An 18,296-nucleotide genomic window follows, 5' to 3' on the forward strand; every position below is an offset into this window, starting at 1 on the left:
GCCCCCCCCCCCCCCCCCCCCCCGCCCCCCCCCCCCCCCCCCCCCCCCCCCCCCCCCCCCCCCCCCCCCCCCCCCCCCCCCCCCCCCCCCCCCCCCCCCCCCCCGGCCCGCCCCCCCCCCCCCCCCCCCCCCCCCCCCCCCCCCCCCCCCGGCCTCACCCCCGCGTCACGGGTACTCGACGACGTACCGCGGCTGGCCCTGGTTGCTGCCGTCGGCCCGGCCACCCACGTCGTTCACCACGTGCTCAATCACCCCGATGCCGTCGAGGTGGACGGTCATCACGTGCTCCAGCCGCACGCCCGGTGTCTCGGGCACCTCGAAGCCGCGCTCGGTGGTGATCCCCGGAGCGGCGTTGCGCTGGTAGCCGTAGACGCCGCCGCCGTACAGCTCGTGCCGCTGCACGTCGTCGCCGACCTTGTACCCGGCCCAGCCCAGCGTGCCGTCGGGCTGCTGCCAGTCGGCCTGTGACGGCGGGTCGTAGGGCAGTTCGTTCTGGTACAGCACCGTGGTGCCGTCCTCGCCGTTCCAGACGGTGTTGTGCGTCTGGAAGTGCTCCACGAACAGGCCGGTCGCGGTCACCCGGTCGCCGTTGACCTCGGCGCCCACGCGGCCGGTGTTGGTGCGCCAGCGGTCGGTGTCGCCGAGGTACCCCTCGGTGAACGGCTCGACGCCGTGGTCGGCCCGCCACACCCAGGTGTGGTCGACGAGCACGTCGTCGCTGTTGACCTCGAGCGCGGTGTCGACCTTGCCGACGTGCGGCCCGCCCACGCGGAAGTACACGTCCGACAGCGTCGTCGGGTCGGCCGCGTCCGACCGCCCGCCGTCCCCGTTCGGCCGCCCGACCCGGAGCAGCGCCGGCGACTCGACGGTGCCGGCGTCGACGGTCACGCCGGCGACGACGACGCCGGGCACGTCGGCCACCGTCAGCGGCACCGCGCCGCCGACCGCGGTCAGCGTGGCGTGCCCGATGCCCAGGACCACGGTGCCCGGTCGCTTGACGTCGATGCTGCGCGCCACGTCGTAGGTGCCGGGGGTCAGCAGCAGGTGCCCGCCCCGGGCCAGGTGGTTGTTCACCTCCTGCACCGGCGTCGACGGCGTGGCGACGAGGAACTCGGTGATCGGGACGGTCCGCCCCGGGGTCGTCCCCTCGTCCCAGCTGGTGCCCGACGTGTCGCGCTGCGCCGAGGGCACCCGGACGTTCCAGCGGCCCTCGTCGTCGACGAACAGGTACGGCTTCTCGCGGCTGACCGGGGTGGTCTCCAGCGTGGTGTACGGCGGCGTGGGGAACCCGGCGTCGTCCGGCGCGCCCTCGACGCCGGCGAAGACCTGGTTCCAGACGCCGTTGGACCAGGAGGCCACCGAGCTGTTGCGGGTCAGCCACTGCTGCTGGGAGCCGTTGACGACGGCCGGCAGCTCCGAGTCGGCGATGAAGCCGCCGCTGGCGTACTGCGGCCCGGCGGTGCAGTAGTCCATCAACGACAGCGTGCCGCCGGTGACCTGCACGCGGCGCATCGAGACCGCCTGCGAGACCGCCCAGAAGTTGGCGGTGGACCGGCAGCCGTCCTGGCCGGCGGCGTTCACGTCGATCGTGAGGTTCGAGACGGTGCGCCAGAAGTTGTTCAGCGCGATGCAGTTGTCCGGTGTCAGGCAGCGGTTGTAGGTCTCGACCTTGCCGTTGATGACGACGTCCGAGGGCTCGGCGCCCAGGCCGCTGATCTCGGTGTAGTAGCCCACCTTGATCTGCAGCGGCTGCTCGTCGGTGCCGTAGGTCCCCGGCCGGAAGAGATAGGCGTAGCGCTCGCTCCCCATCTCGTTGTCACGCTGCCGTTCCCAGGTGGCGTCGAGCGTCGCCTGGATCTCGCTGACCGGCGTGCTCGGGTCGAACACGGTGACGTCGACACCGAGGTCGGGCGCCGTCGGGCTCGTCGGTGGAGGCGGGGCGGCGGTCGCGACCCCGGCGGCGAGCGGGCACAGGGAGAGCGCCGTCGCGAGGGCGAGGATCCCGCCGAGACGGCGACGGGTGGGCGATGCGGGAGCTGGGTGCACGGACCGTCCTCATCGTCGAGGGGTGACGCACGGTGTGACGGGTGTCACGGTGCGGCACGAGGCTAGCGGCACCCGTCCCGCTGCGGGCCACCCGGTTCCGGATCCGGTCAGACGGCCGTGACCTCGCCGCGGGGCGCGGGGACGACGTCCGCCGTCACCTGGTCGGCGGGGTCGTGCGCAGGCGCGGGCTGCGGGCGGCCGAAGAGGAACCCCTGCGCGTGCGAGCAGGCCAGGTCACCGAGCACCGCCTGCTGCTGGGCCGTCTCCACGCCCTCGGCCACCACCGCCAGGCCGAGGCTGCGGGCCAGCTCGATCATCGAGGCGACCAGGGTGGTGGAGCGGCCGCCGGCGCCCAGCTCGTGCACGAAGCTGCGGTCGATCTTGAGGACGTCGGCAGGCAGCCGGCGCAGGTAGGACAGGCTCGCGTACCCGGTGCCGAAGTCGTCGATGGCGATCCGCACACCCAGCGCCCGCAGCGCGGCGAGCCGGCCGACGACCTCGTCGACGTCGCGCAGCAGCACCCCCTCGGTGATCTCCAGCGTGAGCTGGGCGGCGGGCAGGCCGGAGTCGGCGAGGGCGCCGGCGACCAGCGCCACGACGTCGTCGTCGGCCAGCTGCCGTGGGGAGAGGTTGACCGCCATGCCGAGCGGGCGGCCCGAGTCGGCCGTCCACGCGGCCGCCTGGTGCACCGCCTGCCGGAGCACCCAGCGGCCGATCTCGACGATGGAGCCGCTCTGCTCGGCCAGCGGGACGAACTCCGCCGGTGGCACGAGCCCGCGGGTGGGGTGGTACCACCGCAGGAGCGCCTCGTAGCCGGTGGTCCGGCCGTCGGACAGGTCGACGGTCGGCTGGTAGTGGACCTCCAGCTGCCCGGCCCGGGTCGCGACGGCGAGGTCGGCGAGCAGGTCGGCCTCGCACCGGGCCGCCTCGGCCATGCCCGGCGCGTAGCGCACCAGCCGGTTCTTGCCGGCCGCCTTGGCCCGGTACATCGCCAGGTCGGCGTTGCGCAGCAGCGTCGCGGGCCGGCGGTCGGCGGCCGTGGCGGTGTCGGCGACGCCGATGCTCACCTGCACCGACAGCGGCCGGCCGCCGACGTCGACCGGCTCGGCGAGCGCCGCGAGCACCCGCTCACCGAGCGCCGCGGCCTCGTCGGCGTCGCCGTCGACCACGACGGCGAACTCGTCCCCGCCCAGCCGGCCCACCTCGTCCCCCGCCCGCGTGCACGCCTGCAGCCGGCGGCTGACCGTGGTGAGCAGCTGGTCGCCGGCGGCGTGCCCGCGGCTGTCGTTGACGTCCTTGAAGTCGTCGAGGTCGAGGAACAGCACGCTCACCCGGCCGGCGGGCCGGCGCTCCAGCAGCCGGGCCATGCCCCGCACCAGCCGCGTGCGGTTGGCCAGCCCGGTGAGCGGGTCGTGCAGCCCCTGCCGCTCGTTGAGCCGCCAGGAGGCCAGGTTGGCCAGGCTCGCGGCCAGCACGAACCCGCCGTGCACCGCGGCCCACACCCACGGGTCGCGCAGGGCGGCGTCGTGGTCGAAGACCGAGTGCGGGAACAGCGTGCCGACGACGCCGTGGTGCAGCACGACGACGGCCAGGGCCAGGCCGAAGGGGATCCAGTCCTGGTACAGCGACACCAGGCCGACGAGCACGAAGAAGGCGAAGTGCGCCTCGGTCAGCCCGTCGAACACGTGCACGAGCAGCACCGCCGCGGCGAGCAGGCTCGCCGTCGTCCCGGCCGAGCGCAGCGTGCGCCCGGCGCCCGGCAGGAGCGAGAAGGACAGCGGGTAGGCCGCCACCGCCGCGGCGCCCATCGCGGCCAGGGGCGGCCAGCCGCGGGCGAGCGCCAGGACACCGATGGCGAGCGCCTGCACGGCGGCCAGGCGCAGCAGGACCGCGTGCCGGCGCCGCCACACCTCGTCGGGCAGCAGCCGGCCCTCGGGCAGGTGGCGGCCGAGGCGGTCCAGCGCGGCGAGTTCCATGCCGCCCAATCGGCACCGGCCCCGTTCCGGATCAGCCCGGTTCGGAGAGCACCACCCCGCGGGGTGAGCGGCCTGCCGGGGGCGCCTGCAGCGACCCCGGCAGGGTCCACCAGCCGCCCAGCCAGGCATCCAGGCCCGGCTCGAGGCGGCTCAGGCCCGCGCCGGGGTAGGGGGTGAGCTCGCCGCCCCACAGCCGCCCACCGGAGTGGTAGAGGTCCACGCGCAGCATGTCGAAGCCCTCGGCGACCGCCGCGGCCGCGGCCAGCAGGTCCGGCAGCCACGCCGGGCGGGGGACGGCGGGCCCGGGCGGGTAGCCCCAGGTCCACGGCAGCGGCTCCCAGTCGGGGGTGTACAGGCGCACCCGGAGTCCGTCGCGCCGGTCGGTGTGCACGCCCACCAGCCGCGGGACGCCGTCGAACACCAGCACCTTGAGGTCGGCCGGCACCTCCCCCGGCGGGCCCACGTGCTCCTCGACCAGCAGGCACGGCCGCGCGTGCCGGTAGGCCCACTCCTCGCTCTTGCGCCAGTAGCGCTCGGCGACCCAGCCGGCGGTGCGCCGGGCGAGGTCGGCCGGGTCGGGCCGCCCCTCCCCCAGCAGCACGCAGCGGCACGAGTGGTTGGGCTTGAGCACCCACCGGTCGGGCAGCTCCACCCGGGCCAGCTCGGTGACGTCGGTGCCGGTCCAGTACGTCCGCGGGACGCCCAGCCCGGGCGCGAGGCGGGCGAAGTGCTCCTTCCCCGCCAGCTTGTCGCAGGTGGGCGCGAGCAGCGGGCGGCGGTCACGGGTGATCCGCCGCTCGAGCTTCTCGGTGAACGTCCGCGGCGCGCCCCACGGCGGCAGCCGCCCGTGGTGGCGGCGGTAGAGCAGGGCACGGTGCAGCCGCGGGACGACCCGGGCCAGGCGGGCGGGGTCCTCCGTCGTCACGCGCTCATCACGCAACGCCCCTACCCCGGCCCGGCGGGACCGGTAACGGTTCGGCCGCGGCGGGTCGCGTCAGGGCCCGCCGCGGCGGTCGCCGTCCCCAGGATGACGGCGACCGCCGGCGGCCGACGCCGGCCGACGACCGGAGTCCCCGTGACCGAGCGCCTGACCCTCCGCAACGTCTACCTGTACCTGGTCTGCCTGGTCACGCTGGTGATCTCGATCTTCGCGGCCGTGCAGCTGGTGCAGGGTGTGGTGGGCATCGCCTACCCCGACCCGGGCGTGGGCTTCGTCGGGGACCCCATGCTCGACGACGAGCAGGAGCGGCTGCTCGCCGAGCAGTCGCTGGACTCCCAGCGCCGCTACGAGGTGATCGGCGTGGTGGGGGCCGCGACCACGCTGCTGATCGCCCTGCCGCTGTACGTCTACCACTGGCGCCGCGTCCAGGCCGAGCGGGCGACGGCCGCCGACCCGGTGCCCACGGCCTGACCGCGGGCGCCGGATCGGCCGCCGGCTCAGCTGGGCGCGCGGTCCCGCCGGTCGGGGTCCCCGGCCTCCTCCGGGGTCCGGGCGCGGGGCAGCGGGGTGCCGTCGCCGTCGGTGTCGGCCTCCGGCACCTGCACGCCGGTCTCGTCCCGGGTGACCGTCGGGCCGGCCTGCTCCACGGTCAGGGTCGGCACCGACAGCGCCCGGACGACCAGCACCGCGAGGACGGCGCCCACCAGCGGCGCCACGATGAACAGCCACACCTGCGACAGCGCCTCACCCCCGGCGAACAGCGCCGGCCCGAGGGAGCGGGCGGGGTTCACCGAGGTGCCGGTGAGCGGGGTGCCGACGACGTGCACCGCGCCGAGCGTGAGACCGATGGCGAGGCCGGCGAAGCCCGGCGCCGCCGCCTTGCCCGTGACCAGCAGGACGACCGCCACCAGGACGAAGGTCAGCAGCACCTCGACGACGAAGGCGCCGCCGCCGCTGACGGTCTCGCCCCAGCCGTTCGAGCCCAGGGCGCCGGTCTGGTCGGTGACCTCGCCGAAGTCGCTGGTCAGCAGCGCGAGCACCGCGGCACCCGCGATGCCGCCGGCGAACTGGGCGGCCCAGTAGCAGGCCGCCTCGGTGCCGGTCATCCCGCGGGACAGGAGCACGCCGAGGGTGACCGCCGGGTTGACGTGACACCCCGAGATCGGCCCGATCGCGTAGGCGAGGGCCAGCAGGGTCAGACCGAACGCCAGGGCCACGCCCAGCGGGCCGACGTCGTCGATGCCGGCGACGGCTGCGCCGACCGCGACGACGACCAGCAGGGCGGTACCGAGGAACTCGACGGCGAGTTGACGGATCAGGACAGGAGACACCGGCGACCTCCGGGGCGTCCGCAGCCGTCCCCCCGCGCCTCCCCCTCCGGCGGCCACGGTGCGGGCCAGGCACGAGCGTGACGCATCCGTCACTGCCCGCACAAGGCCCCTCAGGTGAACACCTCCGGCCGCCTGACCAGGCGGAACGCCGTCGTACACAACTCCCCCGCGTACCTGGGTAGGCCCGTGCCGTGCGTGCCGTCACCTACACCCGGACCGGCGGTCCCGAGGTCCTCGAGCTGACCGACCGCCCCACCCCCGAGCCCGGCCCCGGCGAGGTCCTCGTGCGCCTCGCGATGGCCGGCGTCAACCCCACCGACTGGAAGTCCCGCCGCACGAGGGAGCCCGGGCCGGAGGGCCAGGTCCCCGGCCAGGACGGCGCCGGCACCGTCGAGGCGGTCGGCCGGGGCGTCGACCCGGCGGTCACCGGTCAGCGCGTGTGGGTGTGGGAGGCGGCCTGGCAGCGCCCCTGGGGCACCGCCGCCGAGTACACCGTCGTCCCGCTGCGGCAGGCGGTGCTGCTCGGTGCGGACCCGTCCTTCGAGCTGGGCGCGGCGCTGGGCATCCCGTTCCTCACCGCGCACCGCTGCCTCACCCTCGGCGAGTCGGTGCCCGACCGGATCGGCCCCGGCTCGCTCACCGGGCGCACCGTGCTGGTGCAGGGCGGCGCGGGCGCGGTCGGCAACGCCGCGATCCAGCTGGCCCGGCGGGCCGACGCCACGGTCGTCGCCACGGTGAGCAGTCCGCGCAAGGCGCAGCTGGCGGCGGCCGCCGGCGCCTCGCACGTCGTCGACTACCGGCAGCAGGACGTCGTCGCCGAGGTCCGCAAGGTGGCGCCGCGGGGGGTCGACGTCGTCGTCGAGGTGTCGGCGGCCCGCAACGCCGCCGTGGACGCGCAGGTGATCGGGATGCACGGGGCGGTGGCCGTGTACGCCGACGACGGCGGCGCCGAGGTCACCATCCCGGTGCGCGCGCAGATGGTGCCCAACGCCCGGTGGAGCTTCGTCTACGTCTACACCCTGCCCGAGCGGGCCAAGGTGATCGGCGTCGAGGACGTCAACGCCGCGGTCCTCGACGGCGCGGTGCGGGTGGGCGACGACGCGGGGCTGCCGTTGCACGTGTACCCGCTGGCCGGGACCGCCGAGGCCCACCGCGCGGTCGAGGACGGCGCCGTCGGCAAGGTGCTGGTCGACGTCACCGCCTGACGAAGGACCCCTCCTGCCCCCCACCACTCGCGAGCTCGTGGCGGGACCCTGCAGGGGGGCCGTCCTGGAGGGCGCCTCAGTCGGCGGCGGGAACGGGCATCGGCAGCGCGAGACCGGCACCGGCGACCAGGTCGAGGTCGGCCGGGTCGCCCGGGCCGCCGTCGGCCCAGGCGGTCTCGACGATGGTGACCAGGCTCCCCCCGACGGCGCTGGCGTACTCGGCGCCGGAGAGCTGCGCGGGGGCGCCGGGGTAGGTGACGCCCTCGCGGAGCAGGTCGCTGACGTTGCCGCTGCCGTCGGTGTCGGCCAGCGCCCGCAGGGCCCGCGCGGCGACGGTGTCGCCCATGTCGACCTTGGCCACCGACACGACGACCGCCCGGCCGTCGACGTCGGTCGACCACAGCGCCCGGGCCAGCCCGGTGCAGTCGGCGGTCTCGAAGGAGCTCGCGACGTCGCCGTAGGAGTTGCCCACGCAGGTGTCGTCGACCTGCACCTGCTGCAGGAGGAACGTCCGGCCGTCGAGCACGCTGGCCGTGCCCGGCGTCGGGCCCGCGGAGGGCGGCGCGGCCGGGGCGCTGCTCGCGGCGGGCGGCTCCTGCGCGGAGGCCGCCTCCTCCCCGCCTCCGGTGAGCCCGGCGACCAGCCCCACGAGGAGGGCGACCGTGGCCAGGGCCGCGACGGCGAGCACGGCCAGCCGGCGGCGGGCGGCGGAGGTGCGGCGGCGGGGTCCCACGAACGGGGCGGGCGGCGCCTCGGCGGACAGGAAGGTGGCCGGCGGGGCCGTGGGCAGGTGCGCCTCGGGTGCCGGCGCGGCGACCGGGGCCGGTGCCACCGGCGGCCACGACGCGGCCTCGGGGCGGTCGTCCCCGCCGGAGGAGCCACCGAAGAGTCCGCCGAGCCCGCCGGTGTCCTCGATGCCGGCCGGCGGCGCCCCGGCGCCGGACTCGACGGCGGGCGCGTCGAACCGGGCGGTCGCCGGGCGCGGCGTGGGCATCACCGGAGCGGCGGCCGCCAGGCCGGCGGCGGCCCGGGCGGCGGCCTCCTCGTCGGCCCGGATGGCGGCCGCGGCGACGGCGGCGGCCGCCACCGGGTCGACCAGCGGGCCGGCCGGCGGGCCGGCGGGGGCGGGCACCGGCGGGACCGCCGGAGCGGCGGGCGCGGCCGGGGGCGGCGACGGCAGGGCCGGCGCGGGCGGGGAGGACACCCCGCCCAGGGCCGGCGAGGCGGCCATCGCCGCCGGGGCGAGCAGCTCACGGCGGCGCAGCACGTAGGGCGAGTACGGGAAGCCCTCGCCGTTGAGCTCCTCGACCGTGGGCCCCCGCCCCTCGTAGCCGAGCGCGGTCAGCGCGGCGCGGACGTCGGCGGTGGTCCACAGCCGGGGGTTGTCCACGCCGGCGTAGCGGGCCGCCCGGGAGATGCCCAGCAGCAGCGAGCGCGTCTCCAGCAGCGCGACCTGGTCGCCGTCGCCGAGGTCGCCGTCGGCGGGGTCCAGCCCGGTGAGGTCGCCGACGAGGACGGTGACCCGGGCGATCCGGCCCGGCTCCAGCCCGGCCCGGCGCAGCCGGACGGCGGTGTCCATGCCGGCGCGCATGAGGCCGTCGAGCGGGGTCGAGCCGCCGCCGGCCAGCTGCAGGACCTCATCCGGTCCGGCGCCGGGGCCGATCGTCCAGGCCCCCTCGGGCGTCACGGTGACCACGCCGCGCTGGCGGACCACCTCGGCGACGCGCACCACCGCCAGGCCCTCCGGGACCAGGAGGACGGCGTCGGAGTACCGCCGCTCCATCGGCCCGTCGACGACGGGGAGCGAGGCCACGACGGCGCCGCGGATCGCGCCGCCGCGGTCCCAGCGGGTCAACTCGGCGTAGAGCGCACGCTCCCCCGCCGTCTGCGGCGGCACCGGGGTCAGGGGCAGCACGTGGTCCTCCGGGGGGTGGGGTGCAGGGGCGCACGGGCGGGCACACGGGCGGGTGCGGAGCGGGCCCGGGCCGGCGGCCGGGACCCGACGCTACCGACACGTGACGGGCCGGTCCCGTTCCTCAGCGGGTCGGCGCGCCGCCGTCGGCCGGCGCGCCGGCGAGGACGGGCTCGGCCGCCCGGCCGGGTCCGACCGGCCCCAGCCAGGCGGCGTACGCCCGGCTGCCGGCGACGACGTCGACCGCCGCCCAGAGCGCGGTGAACGCCGCGACGACCAGCGTGATCGACCACCACGACCAGTTCCACGGCGGCAGGACCCCCGCCGCGTCGCACAGCCAGGCGGCGGCGTAGACCGCGGCGGCGGTGGCGGGGGCCGCGCTCCAGCCGGGCAGCCGGTGGGTGACCGCGAGGTCGACGCACACGGCACCGACGAGCAGGACCAGCGGCAGCACCGAGGGCGGGAAGCCGATGACCACCAGGCCCGCCCACATGACGGCGCGGTAGGCGAGGTATGTGCCCGCGACGACGGTCGCGGTCCAGCGCAGGCCGACCACCCGCCGGGCGACGACCAGCGAGAGCAGGCCGGCGCAGAGGAGCCACGCGGGGTGCACCCAGGACGGCACCGGCAGCATGAACATCGTCGGCGTCTGGCCCTGCGCGGCGGCGAAGTCGAGCAGCTGCTGCTCGGCCGTCGTCGCCCCGGCCTCGTAGGCGCGCAGCGACAGGACGCCGTACTCCTGGTGCTGGTTGGGGAAGACCGCGTTCTCGACGAAGAACAGCCACAGGCCCAGCGACACCAGGTCGCGGACGCGGCCGGGCGCGGCGGAGAGCCACCACCCCCGGATCGCCCCGGCGAGCATGATCGCCGTGCCGATGTAGAGCAGCGCGTGGCTGGGGCTCCAGCTGGTGATGTCCAGCCCGTTGACCCGGTGGTTGACGATGTCGATCGGGATGGCGACCAGGAAGGTCGCGATCCCCCACTGCATCAGTCGCAGCGCCCGCCGGTCGACGCCGTAGCCGGTGTAGCTGTGGAACGCGACGAGGGCGATGACGACCGCGGTGCCCGCGGAGTTGAGCAGGTGCGGCGGCGCGAGGTCGTCGCGCAGCCACTTGAAGTGCCAGGACACGTCCCAGGACGAGCCGAGCATCTTGAGCAGGAACGCGCCGAGCCAGGCGGTGTAGATCCAGCGGAGCTCGGCCTCCCCCGTCGGGCGGCCCGGCCGGCCCGGCGTCCCGTAGGCCGCCCACAGCCAGCGGACGAGCGCGACGGGGTGCCGGAGAGCGGCGGCCGGCGAGGCCGGTGCCGGCGGCAGCGTCCGGGCGGGCGCCGCGGGGGCATCGGGTCGGGGCACGGCAGGGCTCCAGGAGTATCGGAACGGGATGCGGCGAGGCTACCTGCGGAGACGGCCGATCCGGTGCCCTGAGTGGCGCCGGTGTGGCGGGTGGGGTAGTCGCGGGCGCGCGGACGGCCGGGACGGACGGGACCGCCGGGCGCGACGTAGGGTCGGTCGCCGTGGCGGAGAGCGGCGGGCACCTGGTCTGGATCGACTGCGAGATGACCGGGCTGGACCTCACCAAGGACAAGCTGATCGAGGTCGCCGTGGTGGTGACCGACTCCGAGCTGCGGGTCCTCGACCCGGGTCTGGACCTGGTGATCCACGCCGACGACGCCGACCTCGAGGACATGGCCGACGTCGTCACCGAGATGCACGCGAGGTCCGGGCTGACCGAGGCGGTGCGCGCCTCCACCCTGACCGTCGCCGAGGCCGAGCAGCAGGTGCTCGCCTACGTGAAGCGGTGGGTGCCCGAGCGGCGCACCGCTCCCCTGTGCGGCAACTCGATCGGCACCGACCGCGGCTTCCTCGCCCGCGACATGCCCGAGCTCGACGACCACCTGCACTACCGGATGGTCGACGTCAGCTCGATCAAGGAGCTGGCCCGCCGCTGGTTCCCCCGCGTCTACTTCGCCCAGCCACCCAAGGGCCTGGCGCACCGCGCGCTGGCCGACATCGTCGAGTCCGTCCGGGAGCTCGCCTACTACCGCCGGACGCTGTTCGTCGACGCGCCGGGCCCGTCGACGACGCAGGCCCAGCGCGCGGCCGGCGAGGTGGCCGGCTCCTTCGCCGACGTCCTCGCCGCCGCCGCCGCCACCCTGCCGGCCACCGCACCCGACGCCGCACCCCCGGCTGCGTCGGAGGGCTGACCGGCTCCGGTATCCTCGTGCCTGCCCCCGGCGCCGCGCGCTCCGGGAGGGCACGCGGTGGGTGTAGCTCAGCTGGTAGAGCACCAGGTTGTGATCCTGGGTGTCGCGGGTTCGAGCCCCGTCACTCACCCCACGCAGGGAGGCCCTGGTCAGGCGACTGACCAGGGCCTCTCCCCGTTCCCCGGCCCGGGCTGGGGGGCGAGACCACGCCGGGTGCCCCCTCTCTGCGAGCAGATCCGGGGGGCAGTGGCGGGGCGACTGCGCGGACCGTAGGCCATCGCGCCGACACCGCCAGGTGCGGTGACGTCCCGGGATGCACGCCCGTCTGCACGCCGTCTCAGCCAACCCCGGGATGAGCCTGAGCAGGCGCACGCTCCACCCGACCGGTGTACACCTGTGCGATGCCTGCCGTACATCAAGAAGTCGATGTGAGGTACACGGCCGACGACTCGTTCGAGCTGCCGTCGCTGGTGGAGCTGGTGGCCGACGCCGGCGCCGTGCCCCCGGGAGACGTCCCGCTGTCGGACGGGGTGACCGCCGAGCACCGGCTGGAGGCCGTGTACTTCGACACCGCCGACCTGCAGCTGACCGCCGTCGGGTTGACGCTGTGCCGTCGCACCGGGGGTGAGGACGCCGGCTGGCACCTCGAGGTCCCGGCTGGAAGCGCCCGCCGCACGGACATCCGGCTCCCCCCGGGCCGGGTGCCGCCCGGCCGCACGCCGCGCGCGGTGCCCGAGCAGCTGCAGTCGATGGTGTGGGCGCACACCCTCGGCAGGCCGCTGCAACCCGTCGCCCGCACCACCACGGAGCGCACCGTACGGCGGCTCAGCGACCCGAGCGGGCAGGTGCTCCTCGAGGTGACCGACGACCGGGTCACGGCTCAGCGGCTCCTCACCCTCGACGGGGACGGCGAGGCGGCCGGTGCGCCGGAGCGGTGGCGGGACATCGTGGTGCAGCCCGGCGACGGCGCCACCGAGCGGGTCGGGGCGCTCGACGCGCAGCTCCGGCAGCGTGGCCTGAGCGCGACGACCGCCTCGACGCCGGCCCGCGTCCTGGACGGAGCCGCACCCGAACGCCGCACCCGCCGGAAGACCAACGCCGGCGGCGGCCTGACGGCCAGGTCGAACGCCGGTGACGTGGTGCTCGCGCACCTGCGCCAGCAGGTCGCGCAGGTGCGGGCCCAGGACCTCCCCGTGCGGCTCGACGCGCCGGACGCCGTGCACAAGATGCGCGTGGCCACCCGTCGGCTGCGCAGCGCGCTGACCACGTTCAAGCCGCTGTTCGACCCCGCCGTCGTCCGCCCGCTGCGCGACGAGCTCAAGTGGCTCGCCGCCGAACTCGGTGCCGCCCGGGACGCCGAGGTCATGAGCGACCGGGTGCGCACCGCCGTCCACGCCGAGAGCACCGGGCCATCCGTGGCGGCCGGCGCCGACGCCACGCGCGCCGAGCTCGACGCCGCCTACCGCGCCGCGCACGACCGGGTGCTCGCCGAGCTGGACGGCGACCGCTACCACCGGATCCTCACGTCGCTGCAGGAGCTGGTCGAGCAGCCTCCGCTGCGCAAGCCGGCGCGGGCACGCGCGAGCAAGACCCTTCCCGCGCTGGTCGCGCGGACCTTCGACCGCGTCCGGGACCTGGTCGAGGCGGCGCAGGGGCTGCCCGCCGGTGCCGAGCAGGAGGAGCTGTGGCACGACGCCCGCAAGGCGGCCAAGCAGTCCCGCTACGCCGCCGAGTCGGTCGGACCCGTCTTCGGCGAGGACGCCGCCGCCTTCGCCACCGCGATGGAGGCGGTCCAGGAGGCACTCGGGGAGCACCAGGACTCCGTGCTGACCCGGGACCGGCTGCGCGACCTGGCCCTGCACGCCCCCTCCACCGAGGTGGCCTTCCTCTACGGTCGCCTGCACGCGCAGGAGGAGGCACGCGGCGCGCAGTCGCACGAGCACTTCGCCACCGCCTGGAGGGCCGCGAGGCGCAAGTCCCTGCACCGCTGGCTGGAGTAGTCGACGGCCGGGCTGGGCAGCCGGCCCCCGGTGGCGGCGTGGTATCGGCCAGGCGATGTCCGTGCTGGCGCGGACAGCGATGTCCTGCACGCCGCCGACGCCGCGCGCTCACCGCCGAGGTGCTGCGTGACTGCCGAATCCGACGCCGGGGAACCCCGATGGGCGCCGGCTCCTGGACGTCGCCCCCAGAGGTCGTTCTGATGGAGTTCATCGCGCCTCCTGCGACGGTCACCGGTGTGGGGTGACGGGCGGTCGGCGGGGTCCGGCCGCCCGCCGCCGCGGCGAGCGCGGCGAGGAGTGCGGCCGCGGTGGAGCCGAGGGAGAAGCCTGCGGTCAGTGCGGTGAGCGGCGGCTGCTCCTGCGCCAGCAGGTCGACGGTGCGCGCGGCGGCCACAGTCGCGAGCACCGCCACGCCCAGCGCACCGCCGATCTGCTGCCGGTGCACTGCGGATGTCCGACCTCGCGGACGCGGTGATGCGCAGCCGCAGCGGACTCACCCGCCTGGCCGAGCGCCTGGAGCGGTCCGGCCTGCTCACCCGCCGGCGGGCCGGACAGGACGCCCGGACGACGCTGGCCTCGATCACGGACGCGGGGCTGGAGCGGCTGGCCGAGGCCACGCCGACACATCTCGACGGGGTGCGGCGCCTGTTCCTCGGGCCCATCGGCGCGACCGGAGCCCGCCACCTGGCCCGAGCCTGGCGGGCGGTGCTGGCCGCGCCGGCGACCGGCGCACTGGACGCCGGGTGATCCGCGAACGGGCGCGCTCGACCCGGACACGGCTACTGGACTGCTGCCCCTCCCGCCCGACTGAGGAGCTCGGGGATGGCCCTCGCCAGCGTCGGCCGGCTGCAGGTCGACCGCCGGCTTCCCGCCGGCCGGTCGTTCCTCGCCCCGACACCGACGGATCCCGTGCGGGCCGCGGGGTGTCTTCGGCCAGGTGCCGGGCCACCGACCTGCTGGTCGGTGCTCGGCCAGTGGCTCAGTTGCCGTCGGTGGCGCGCAGGACGAGGACGGCGACGTCGTCGGCCGGCTGCCCGGCCTGGAAGGCCAGCACGCCGGCCTCGATCCGCTCGGCGATGGCCGCGGCGGAGGCAGTCCCCGAGGTTGCCAGCAGTGCGCGCAGCCGGTCCTCCCCGAACAGCTCGATCGCCCCGGTCCCGGCGCGGTGGCGGGCTTCGGTCGCCCCGTCGGTGTACAGCAGCAGCACGTCGCCGGCCGCCAGCGCCGCGGTGCGCACCGGCAGGTGGAGATCATCGAGGGCGCCCATCAGCGGTCCGGGAGTGCCCAGCTCGTCGAGCGCACCGGTGCCGGCGCGGCGGATCAGCGGCAGGGGGTGCCCGGCGGAGGCGCAGCGCAGTAGCAGCTGGTCCCCGGCCCGCTCGGCCAGCACGCAGACGGCGGTGCAGGTTCCGGCGGGCGCGCCCTGCCGCATCAGCACCGCGTTGGCAGTGGCCAGCACGTCCGCCGGATCGGTGGTGCGGAAGGCGGCTGCCCGGATCGCGTAGCGGACGCGGCGGTGAGCGAGGCGGCGACCGGACCGCTGCCCTCGACGTCGCCGATGACGAGCAGCCACGAGGAGCCGCCGAGCTCCACGAGGTCGTAGAAGTCCCCGCCGACAGCGGACATCACCTGCGCCGGCCGGTACACCGCGGCCAGGTCGACACCGGCGGGTGCGGGCAGGCGCGGGGGGAGCAGGCTGCTCTGGAGGTCCTGCGCCAAGCGGCGGTGCCGTTCCTCGGACTCGGCCAGCGCCGCGGCCAGGCGGCGTTCGGCGGTCACGTCGGCGACGATGACGCACAGCCCGATGACGGTCCCGGACTGCTGCACGGGGAAGAAGCTCGCGTTCCAGTGCCGCACGTCGTCGGGCCGGCTGCTCACCGCGCCGGTCATGAGCACGTCGCGGCGCGGGGTGCCCGAGCTCATCACCTGCCGGTACATCTCCTCGGCCGCCTCCCCGACGCCGGGGTGCAGTTGCGCGGGCGTGCGCCCCAGCAGCTGCGCGGCGGGCATCCCGTTCATCTCCTCGAGCACCGGGTTGACCCGGACGTGCCGCACCTCCCGGTCGAACAGTCCGATGCCGAACGGCGCGCTCGTGATGACGGCCTCCATCTGGGCCGCGATCACCTCGAGGCGGTGGTGGTCGTCATCAGCAGCAAGCGGAACGGTCACGCACGGAATCGTGCCCCACCTCCCGAGGCGGCAGTCGGCGCACTGTCGGCGAGCGCCACGATGGCGTCATGCGAGCCGGAGATCGCGGCGGCGAGCGTGACTGCGGCGCCCACCTGGGTGGCCCCGTCCGCCGGCCCGGCCGTACTCCGTCGAGTGCGGGCGCGAAGCGGCATCCACTGCGCTGCGGGGCGAAGGCTTCGCACAGCGGGTGTCGGCGGCTACCGTCGGCTGGGCCGGCTCTGCCGGCGGCGGCCCAGCCACGGCCTCAGAAGCGCGCGCAGGGAGGCGCGTCATGCCGGTCGAGGTCGTCGAGCTGTCCATCCGGGAGTCGGACGTCGCCCAGGCCGTGCTCACCGACCTCTACCGCTCGGAGCGTCCGCTCGCGTTCTCCGGCGTCCGCGGGTCGTTCACCTGCGAGCTCCGGTCGGCAACGGCCGGTCACCTGACCGCGGACCGGCTGCGGTTCACCGCGGGCATGCGCTGCGCGGTCGCTCCGCTGAGCGACCTCGTGGTGGCCAGTCCGGTGAGCGGTGGGTGCCGGTACGTGGCGGGCCGGGAGCAGGTCATCACGCGACCGGGCGTGGTGTTCCGGTGCCCGACCGGGGTGCCGTTCACGAACGAGTGGGACGACGTGGACGTGGGCATCGTGCGGCTGCCGCTGGCGGTGATCGAGCGGGTGGCCGAGGAGCGGCTGGGTGTCGCCGGGGCCGATGTGCGGTTCGACGGGCTGAGCCCGGTGTCCGAGCCGATGCGCCGCACGTGGCTGGGGCTCATGCGGTTCGTGCACCAGCAGATGGCCGACCCCGGCAGCGGGCTGGCCGAGCCGCTGGTCGCCGCGCAGCTGGCCGAGCTGGTGGCGGCGGCCGCGCTGGCGGCGTTCCCGAACACCACGATGACCTCGGGCCACCTACCCGGCGCCGGCGCGGTGGCGCCGGCGGTGGTGCGCCGGGCTGTGGCGTTCATCGACGCGCACGCCTCGCTGCCGATCACCGTCACCGACATCGCCCGCGCCGCCGGGGTCGGCCCGCGGGCGTTGCAGCTGGCCTTCGCCCGCCACCTCGGGCTGTCCCCGATGGGCTACGCGCGGCGGGTGCGGCTGGAGAGCGCGCACCGGGAGCTGCAGGCCGCCGACCCGACCGCCGGGGACACGGTGGCGGCGATCGCGCTGCGCTGGGGGTTCGCCAAGCCCGGCCGGTTCGCCGCCGCCTACCGCGCCGCCTACGGGGTGACCCCCGCCCACACCCTGCGCACCTGATGGTCCTGGGACTGACATCGCCCTGCGAGTTGGCATCGCCTCACGAGCGGGAGAGGAGGGCGGCATGGGAACCCCCACACCGGGAGCACTACGGCGGCACGAGTACGCCACGTCTGACCCGGACGAGGCGCGAGAGCTCATCGACGACCTCTTCGGCGGCCGGCTGCAGCTGAAGGCTTCCCCGGACACCAGATGGGAGGCCAGCGTCAGGATGCTGGACGCGGGTGCATTCAGCATCAGCGATGTCATGGTGCCCGCCGACCTCACGTTCGACCTGGCCGGCCAGGACGACGTCCTCATCTCCGTAGCCGTCGCCGGTGCCATCGGGTACGACCGCGGGCACGGCCTCGAGCGGTACGTGCCCGGGAACGTGTTCATCGCCAATCACCCCGACACCCGAGCCGTCGCCGACAGTCATGAAGCTCGGACCCTCAGCGTCGCCCTCCCACAGTCACTGCTCACGGACGTCGCCCAGGGCACTCCTGCCACGAACGAGCCGTGGCGGTTCACCGCCTCGCAGGCCGCTCCCGGCGGAGCTGCTCGATGGCGGCAGGTCACCCGCTTCGTCGACGACCTGCTCGCCGAGCCCGAGGCCGCCGCCTCGCCGCTGCTGCTCGGGCCGGCCGCACGGCTGCTGGCCGCGACCGCGCTGACGATCCTGCCGAACACCGCCGTTGCCGAACCCGCGGCCGCGGCCGCGGACAGCGCCGACGCCCACCCCGGCACGCTGCGCCGCGCGATCGCGTTCATCGACGCCAACGCGGACGCCGACATCTCCCTGGCCGACATCGCCCGGGCCGCCTACGTCACCCCCCGCGCGGTGCAACTGGCCTTCCGTCGGCACCGGAACACCACCCCGACCGCCTACCTCCGCCGGGTGCGGCTGGCCCAGGCGCACCGGCAGCTATGCGACGCCACCCCCGGCGAGGGGGTCACCGTGACCGCCGTCGCCGCCCGCTGGGGCTTCACGCCCAGCCGGTTCACCGAGCGCTACCGCGCGGTCTACGGCGTGCTGCCCAGCTCCACCCTGCGCACCTGAGCCGCCGCCTCGTGCGGCCCGCATCCGGCGGCCCTCCAGTCCCCGGCGCAGCGCCTCCGCCCGCTGCTGGCAGGCGCCGGCCTCGGCGACGAGTTCGACCGCGGAGCGCCGGGCCCGCTCGGCCGCAGCGGCGCGACGTGCCGCCACCGCGGACCGGTTCGTCGCCCCTGCGCGCTGCGCCTGCCCCCAGCTGTCGGCCATCGCGCCCACCGGTGCCC

General features: G+C 76.0%; 15 protein-coding genes and 1 tRNA gene. 8 read left to right on the forward strand and 8 right to left on the reverse strand.

The annotated features are described in order from the left end of the window. Positions 1 to 165: 165 nt before the first annotated feature. From ACI78U_RS01015 to ACI78U_RS01025, 3 genes are all read right to left on the reverse strand, one after another. Positions 166 to 2,046, reverse strand: a complete 1,881-nt coding sequence (locus tag ACI78U_RS01015) for a glycosyl hydrolase family 28-related protein (protein ID WP_456873419.1) — start codon at positions 2,044 to 2,046, stop codon at positions 166 to 168. A gap of 107 nt (positions 2,047 to 2,153) precedes the next feature. Further along, positions 2,154 to 4,022: a putative bifunctional diguanylate cyclase/phosphodiesterase gene (locus ACI78U_RS01020; protein ID WP_456873420.1), complete on the reverse strand. Its 1,869-nt coding sequence runs from the start codon at positions 4,020 to 4,022 to the stop codon at positions 2,154 to 2,156. 31 nt (positions 4,023 to 4,053) lie between these two features. Beyond that, the gene (locus tag ACI78U_RS01025) at positions 4,054 to 4,947 is read right to left on the reverse strand and encodes an ATP-grasp fold amidoligase family protein (RefSeq protein WP_456873421.1); all 894 of its coding nucleotides are present in this window, start codon (positions 4,945 to 4,947) and stop codon (positions 4,054 to 4,056) included. 150 nt (positions 4,948 to 5,097) lie between these two features. Here ACI78U_RS01025 and ACI78U_RS01030 point away from each other — a divergent pair, with 150 nt between their 5' ends. After that, positions 5,098 to 5,433, forward strand: coding sequence for a hypothetical protein (locus ACI78U_RS01030; protein WP_456873422.1), 336 nt, complete (start codon positions 5,098 to 5,100; stop codon positions 5,431 to 5,433). Between the two features lie 26 nt (positions 5,434 to 5,459). On the opposite strand, the gene ACI78U_RS01035 is transcribed toward ACI78U_RS01030, so the two are convergent. Then, positions 5,460 to 6,293, reverse strand: coding sequence for an aquaporin (locus ACI78U_RS01035; RefSeq protein WP_456873423.1), 834 nt, complete (start codon positions 6,291 to 6,293; stop codon positions 5,460 to 5,462). Positions 6,294 to 6,484: 191 nt separating this feature from the next. Here ACI78U_RS01035 and ACI78U_RS01040 point away from each other — a divergent pair, with 191 nt between their 5' ends. Then, complete coding sequence (locus ACI78U_RS01040) at positions 6,485 to 7,498, forward strand: NADPH:quinone reductase (RefSeq protein WP_456873424.1); 1,014 nt, start codon at positions 6,485 to 6,487, stop codon at positions 7,496 to 7,498. 76 nt (positions 7,499 to 7,574) lie between these two features. Here ACI78U_RS01040 and ACI78U_RS01045 read toward each other — a convergent pair whose 3' ends face one another. Both ACI78U_RS01045 and ACI78U_RS01050 read right to left on the reverse strand, forming a co-directional pair. After that, positions 7,575 to 9,413, reverse strand: coding sequence for a hypothetical protein (locus ACI78U_RS01045; protein ID WP_456873425.1), 1,839 nt, complete (start codon positions 9,411 to 9,413; stop codon positions 7,575 to 7,577). 121 nt (positions 9,414 to 9,534) lie between these two features. Continuing rightward, positions 9,535 to 10,764: a hypothetical protein gene (locus ACI78U_RS01050; protein ID WP_456873426.1), complete on the reverse strand. Its 1,230-nt coding sequence runs from the start codon at positions 10,762 to 10,764 to the stop codon at positions 9,535 to 9,537. A gap of 161 nt (positions 10,765 to 10,925) precedes the next feature. On the opposite strand from ACI78U_RS01050, the gene orn reads away from it, so the two are divergent. The 4 genes from orn to ACI78U_RS01070 all read left to right on the forward strand — a co-directional run bounded on the left by orn (position 10,926) and on the right by ACI78U_RS01070 (position 14,362). Further along, positions 10,926 to 11,615, forward strand: coding sequence for an oligoribonuclease (gene orn / locus ACI78U_RS01055; RefSeq protein ID WP_456873427.1), 690 nt, complete (start codon positions 10,926 to 10,928; stop codon positions 11,613 to 11,615). Between the two features lie 57 nt (positions 11,616 to 11,672). Then, positions 11,673 to 11,748, forward strand: a tRNA-His gene (locus ACI78U_RS01060). Positions 11,749 to 12,043: 295 nt separating this feature from the next. After that, positions 12,044 to 13,615, forward strand: a complete 1,572-nt coding sequence (locus ACI78U_RS01065) for a CYTH and CHAD domain-containing protein (RefSeq protein ID WP_456873428.1) — start codon at positions 12,044 to 12,046, stop codon at positions 13,613 to 13,615. Positions 13,616 to 14,059: 444 nt separating this feature from the next. Beyond that, positions 14,060 to 14,362, forward strand: coding sequence for a MarR family winged helix-turn-helix transcriptional regulator (locus ACI78U_RS01070; RefSeq protein ID WP_456873589.1), 303 nt, complete (start codon positions 14,060 to 14,062; stop codon positions 14,360 to 14,362). Between the two features lie 232 nt (positions 14,363 to 14,594). Here the strand turns inward: ACI78U_RS01070 and ACI78U_RS01075 are convergent, their stop codons facing one another. Both ACI78U_RS01075 and ACI78U_RS01080 read right to left on the reverse strand, forming a co-directional pair. After that, positions 14,595 to 15,074, reverse strand: a complete 480-nt coding sequence (locus tag ACI78U_RS01075; protein ID WP_456873429.1) for a PP2C family protein-serine/threonine phosphatase — start codon at positions 15,072 to 15,074, stop codon at positions 14,595 to 14,597. Continuing rightward, positions 15,047 to 15,784 (reverse strand): PP2C family protein-serine/threonine phosphatase, encoded by a 738-nt coding sequence (locus ACI78U_RS01080; protein ID WP_456873430.1) that lies wholly within the window; start codon positions 15,782 to 15,784, stop codon positions 15,047 to 15,049. The genes ACI78U_RS01075 and ACI78U_RS01080 overlap by 28 nt, the downstream gene beginning before the upstream one ends. A 292-nt stretch (positions 15,785 to 16,076) precedes the next feature. On the opposite strand from ACI78U_RS01080, the gene ACI78U_RS01085 reads away from it, so the two are divergent. Both ACI78U_RS01085 and ACI78U_RS01090 read left to right on the forward strand, forming a co-directional pair. Continuing rightward, on the forward strand, positions 16,077 to 17,039 hold the full coding sequence (locus ACI78U_RS01085) for an AraC family transcriptional regulator (protein ID WP_456873431.1): 963 nt from the start codon (positions 16,077 to 16,079) through the stop codon (positions 17,037 to 17,039). Between the two features lie 64 nt (positions 17,040 to 17,103). Then, on the forward strand, positions 17,104 to 18,078 hold the full coding sequence (locus tag ACI78U_RS01090; protein ID WP_456873432.1) for a helix-turn-helix transcriptional regulator: 975 nt from the start codon (positions 17,104 to 17,106) through the stop codon (positions 18,076 to 18,078). Positions 18,079 to 18,296: the final 218 nt, after the last annotated feature.

The sequence above is a fragment of the Geodermatophilus sp. SYSU D00710 genome (assembly GCF_054050195.1).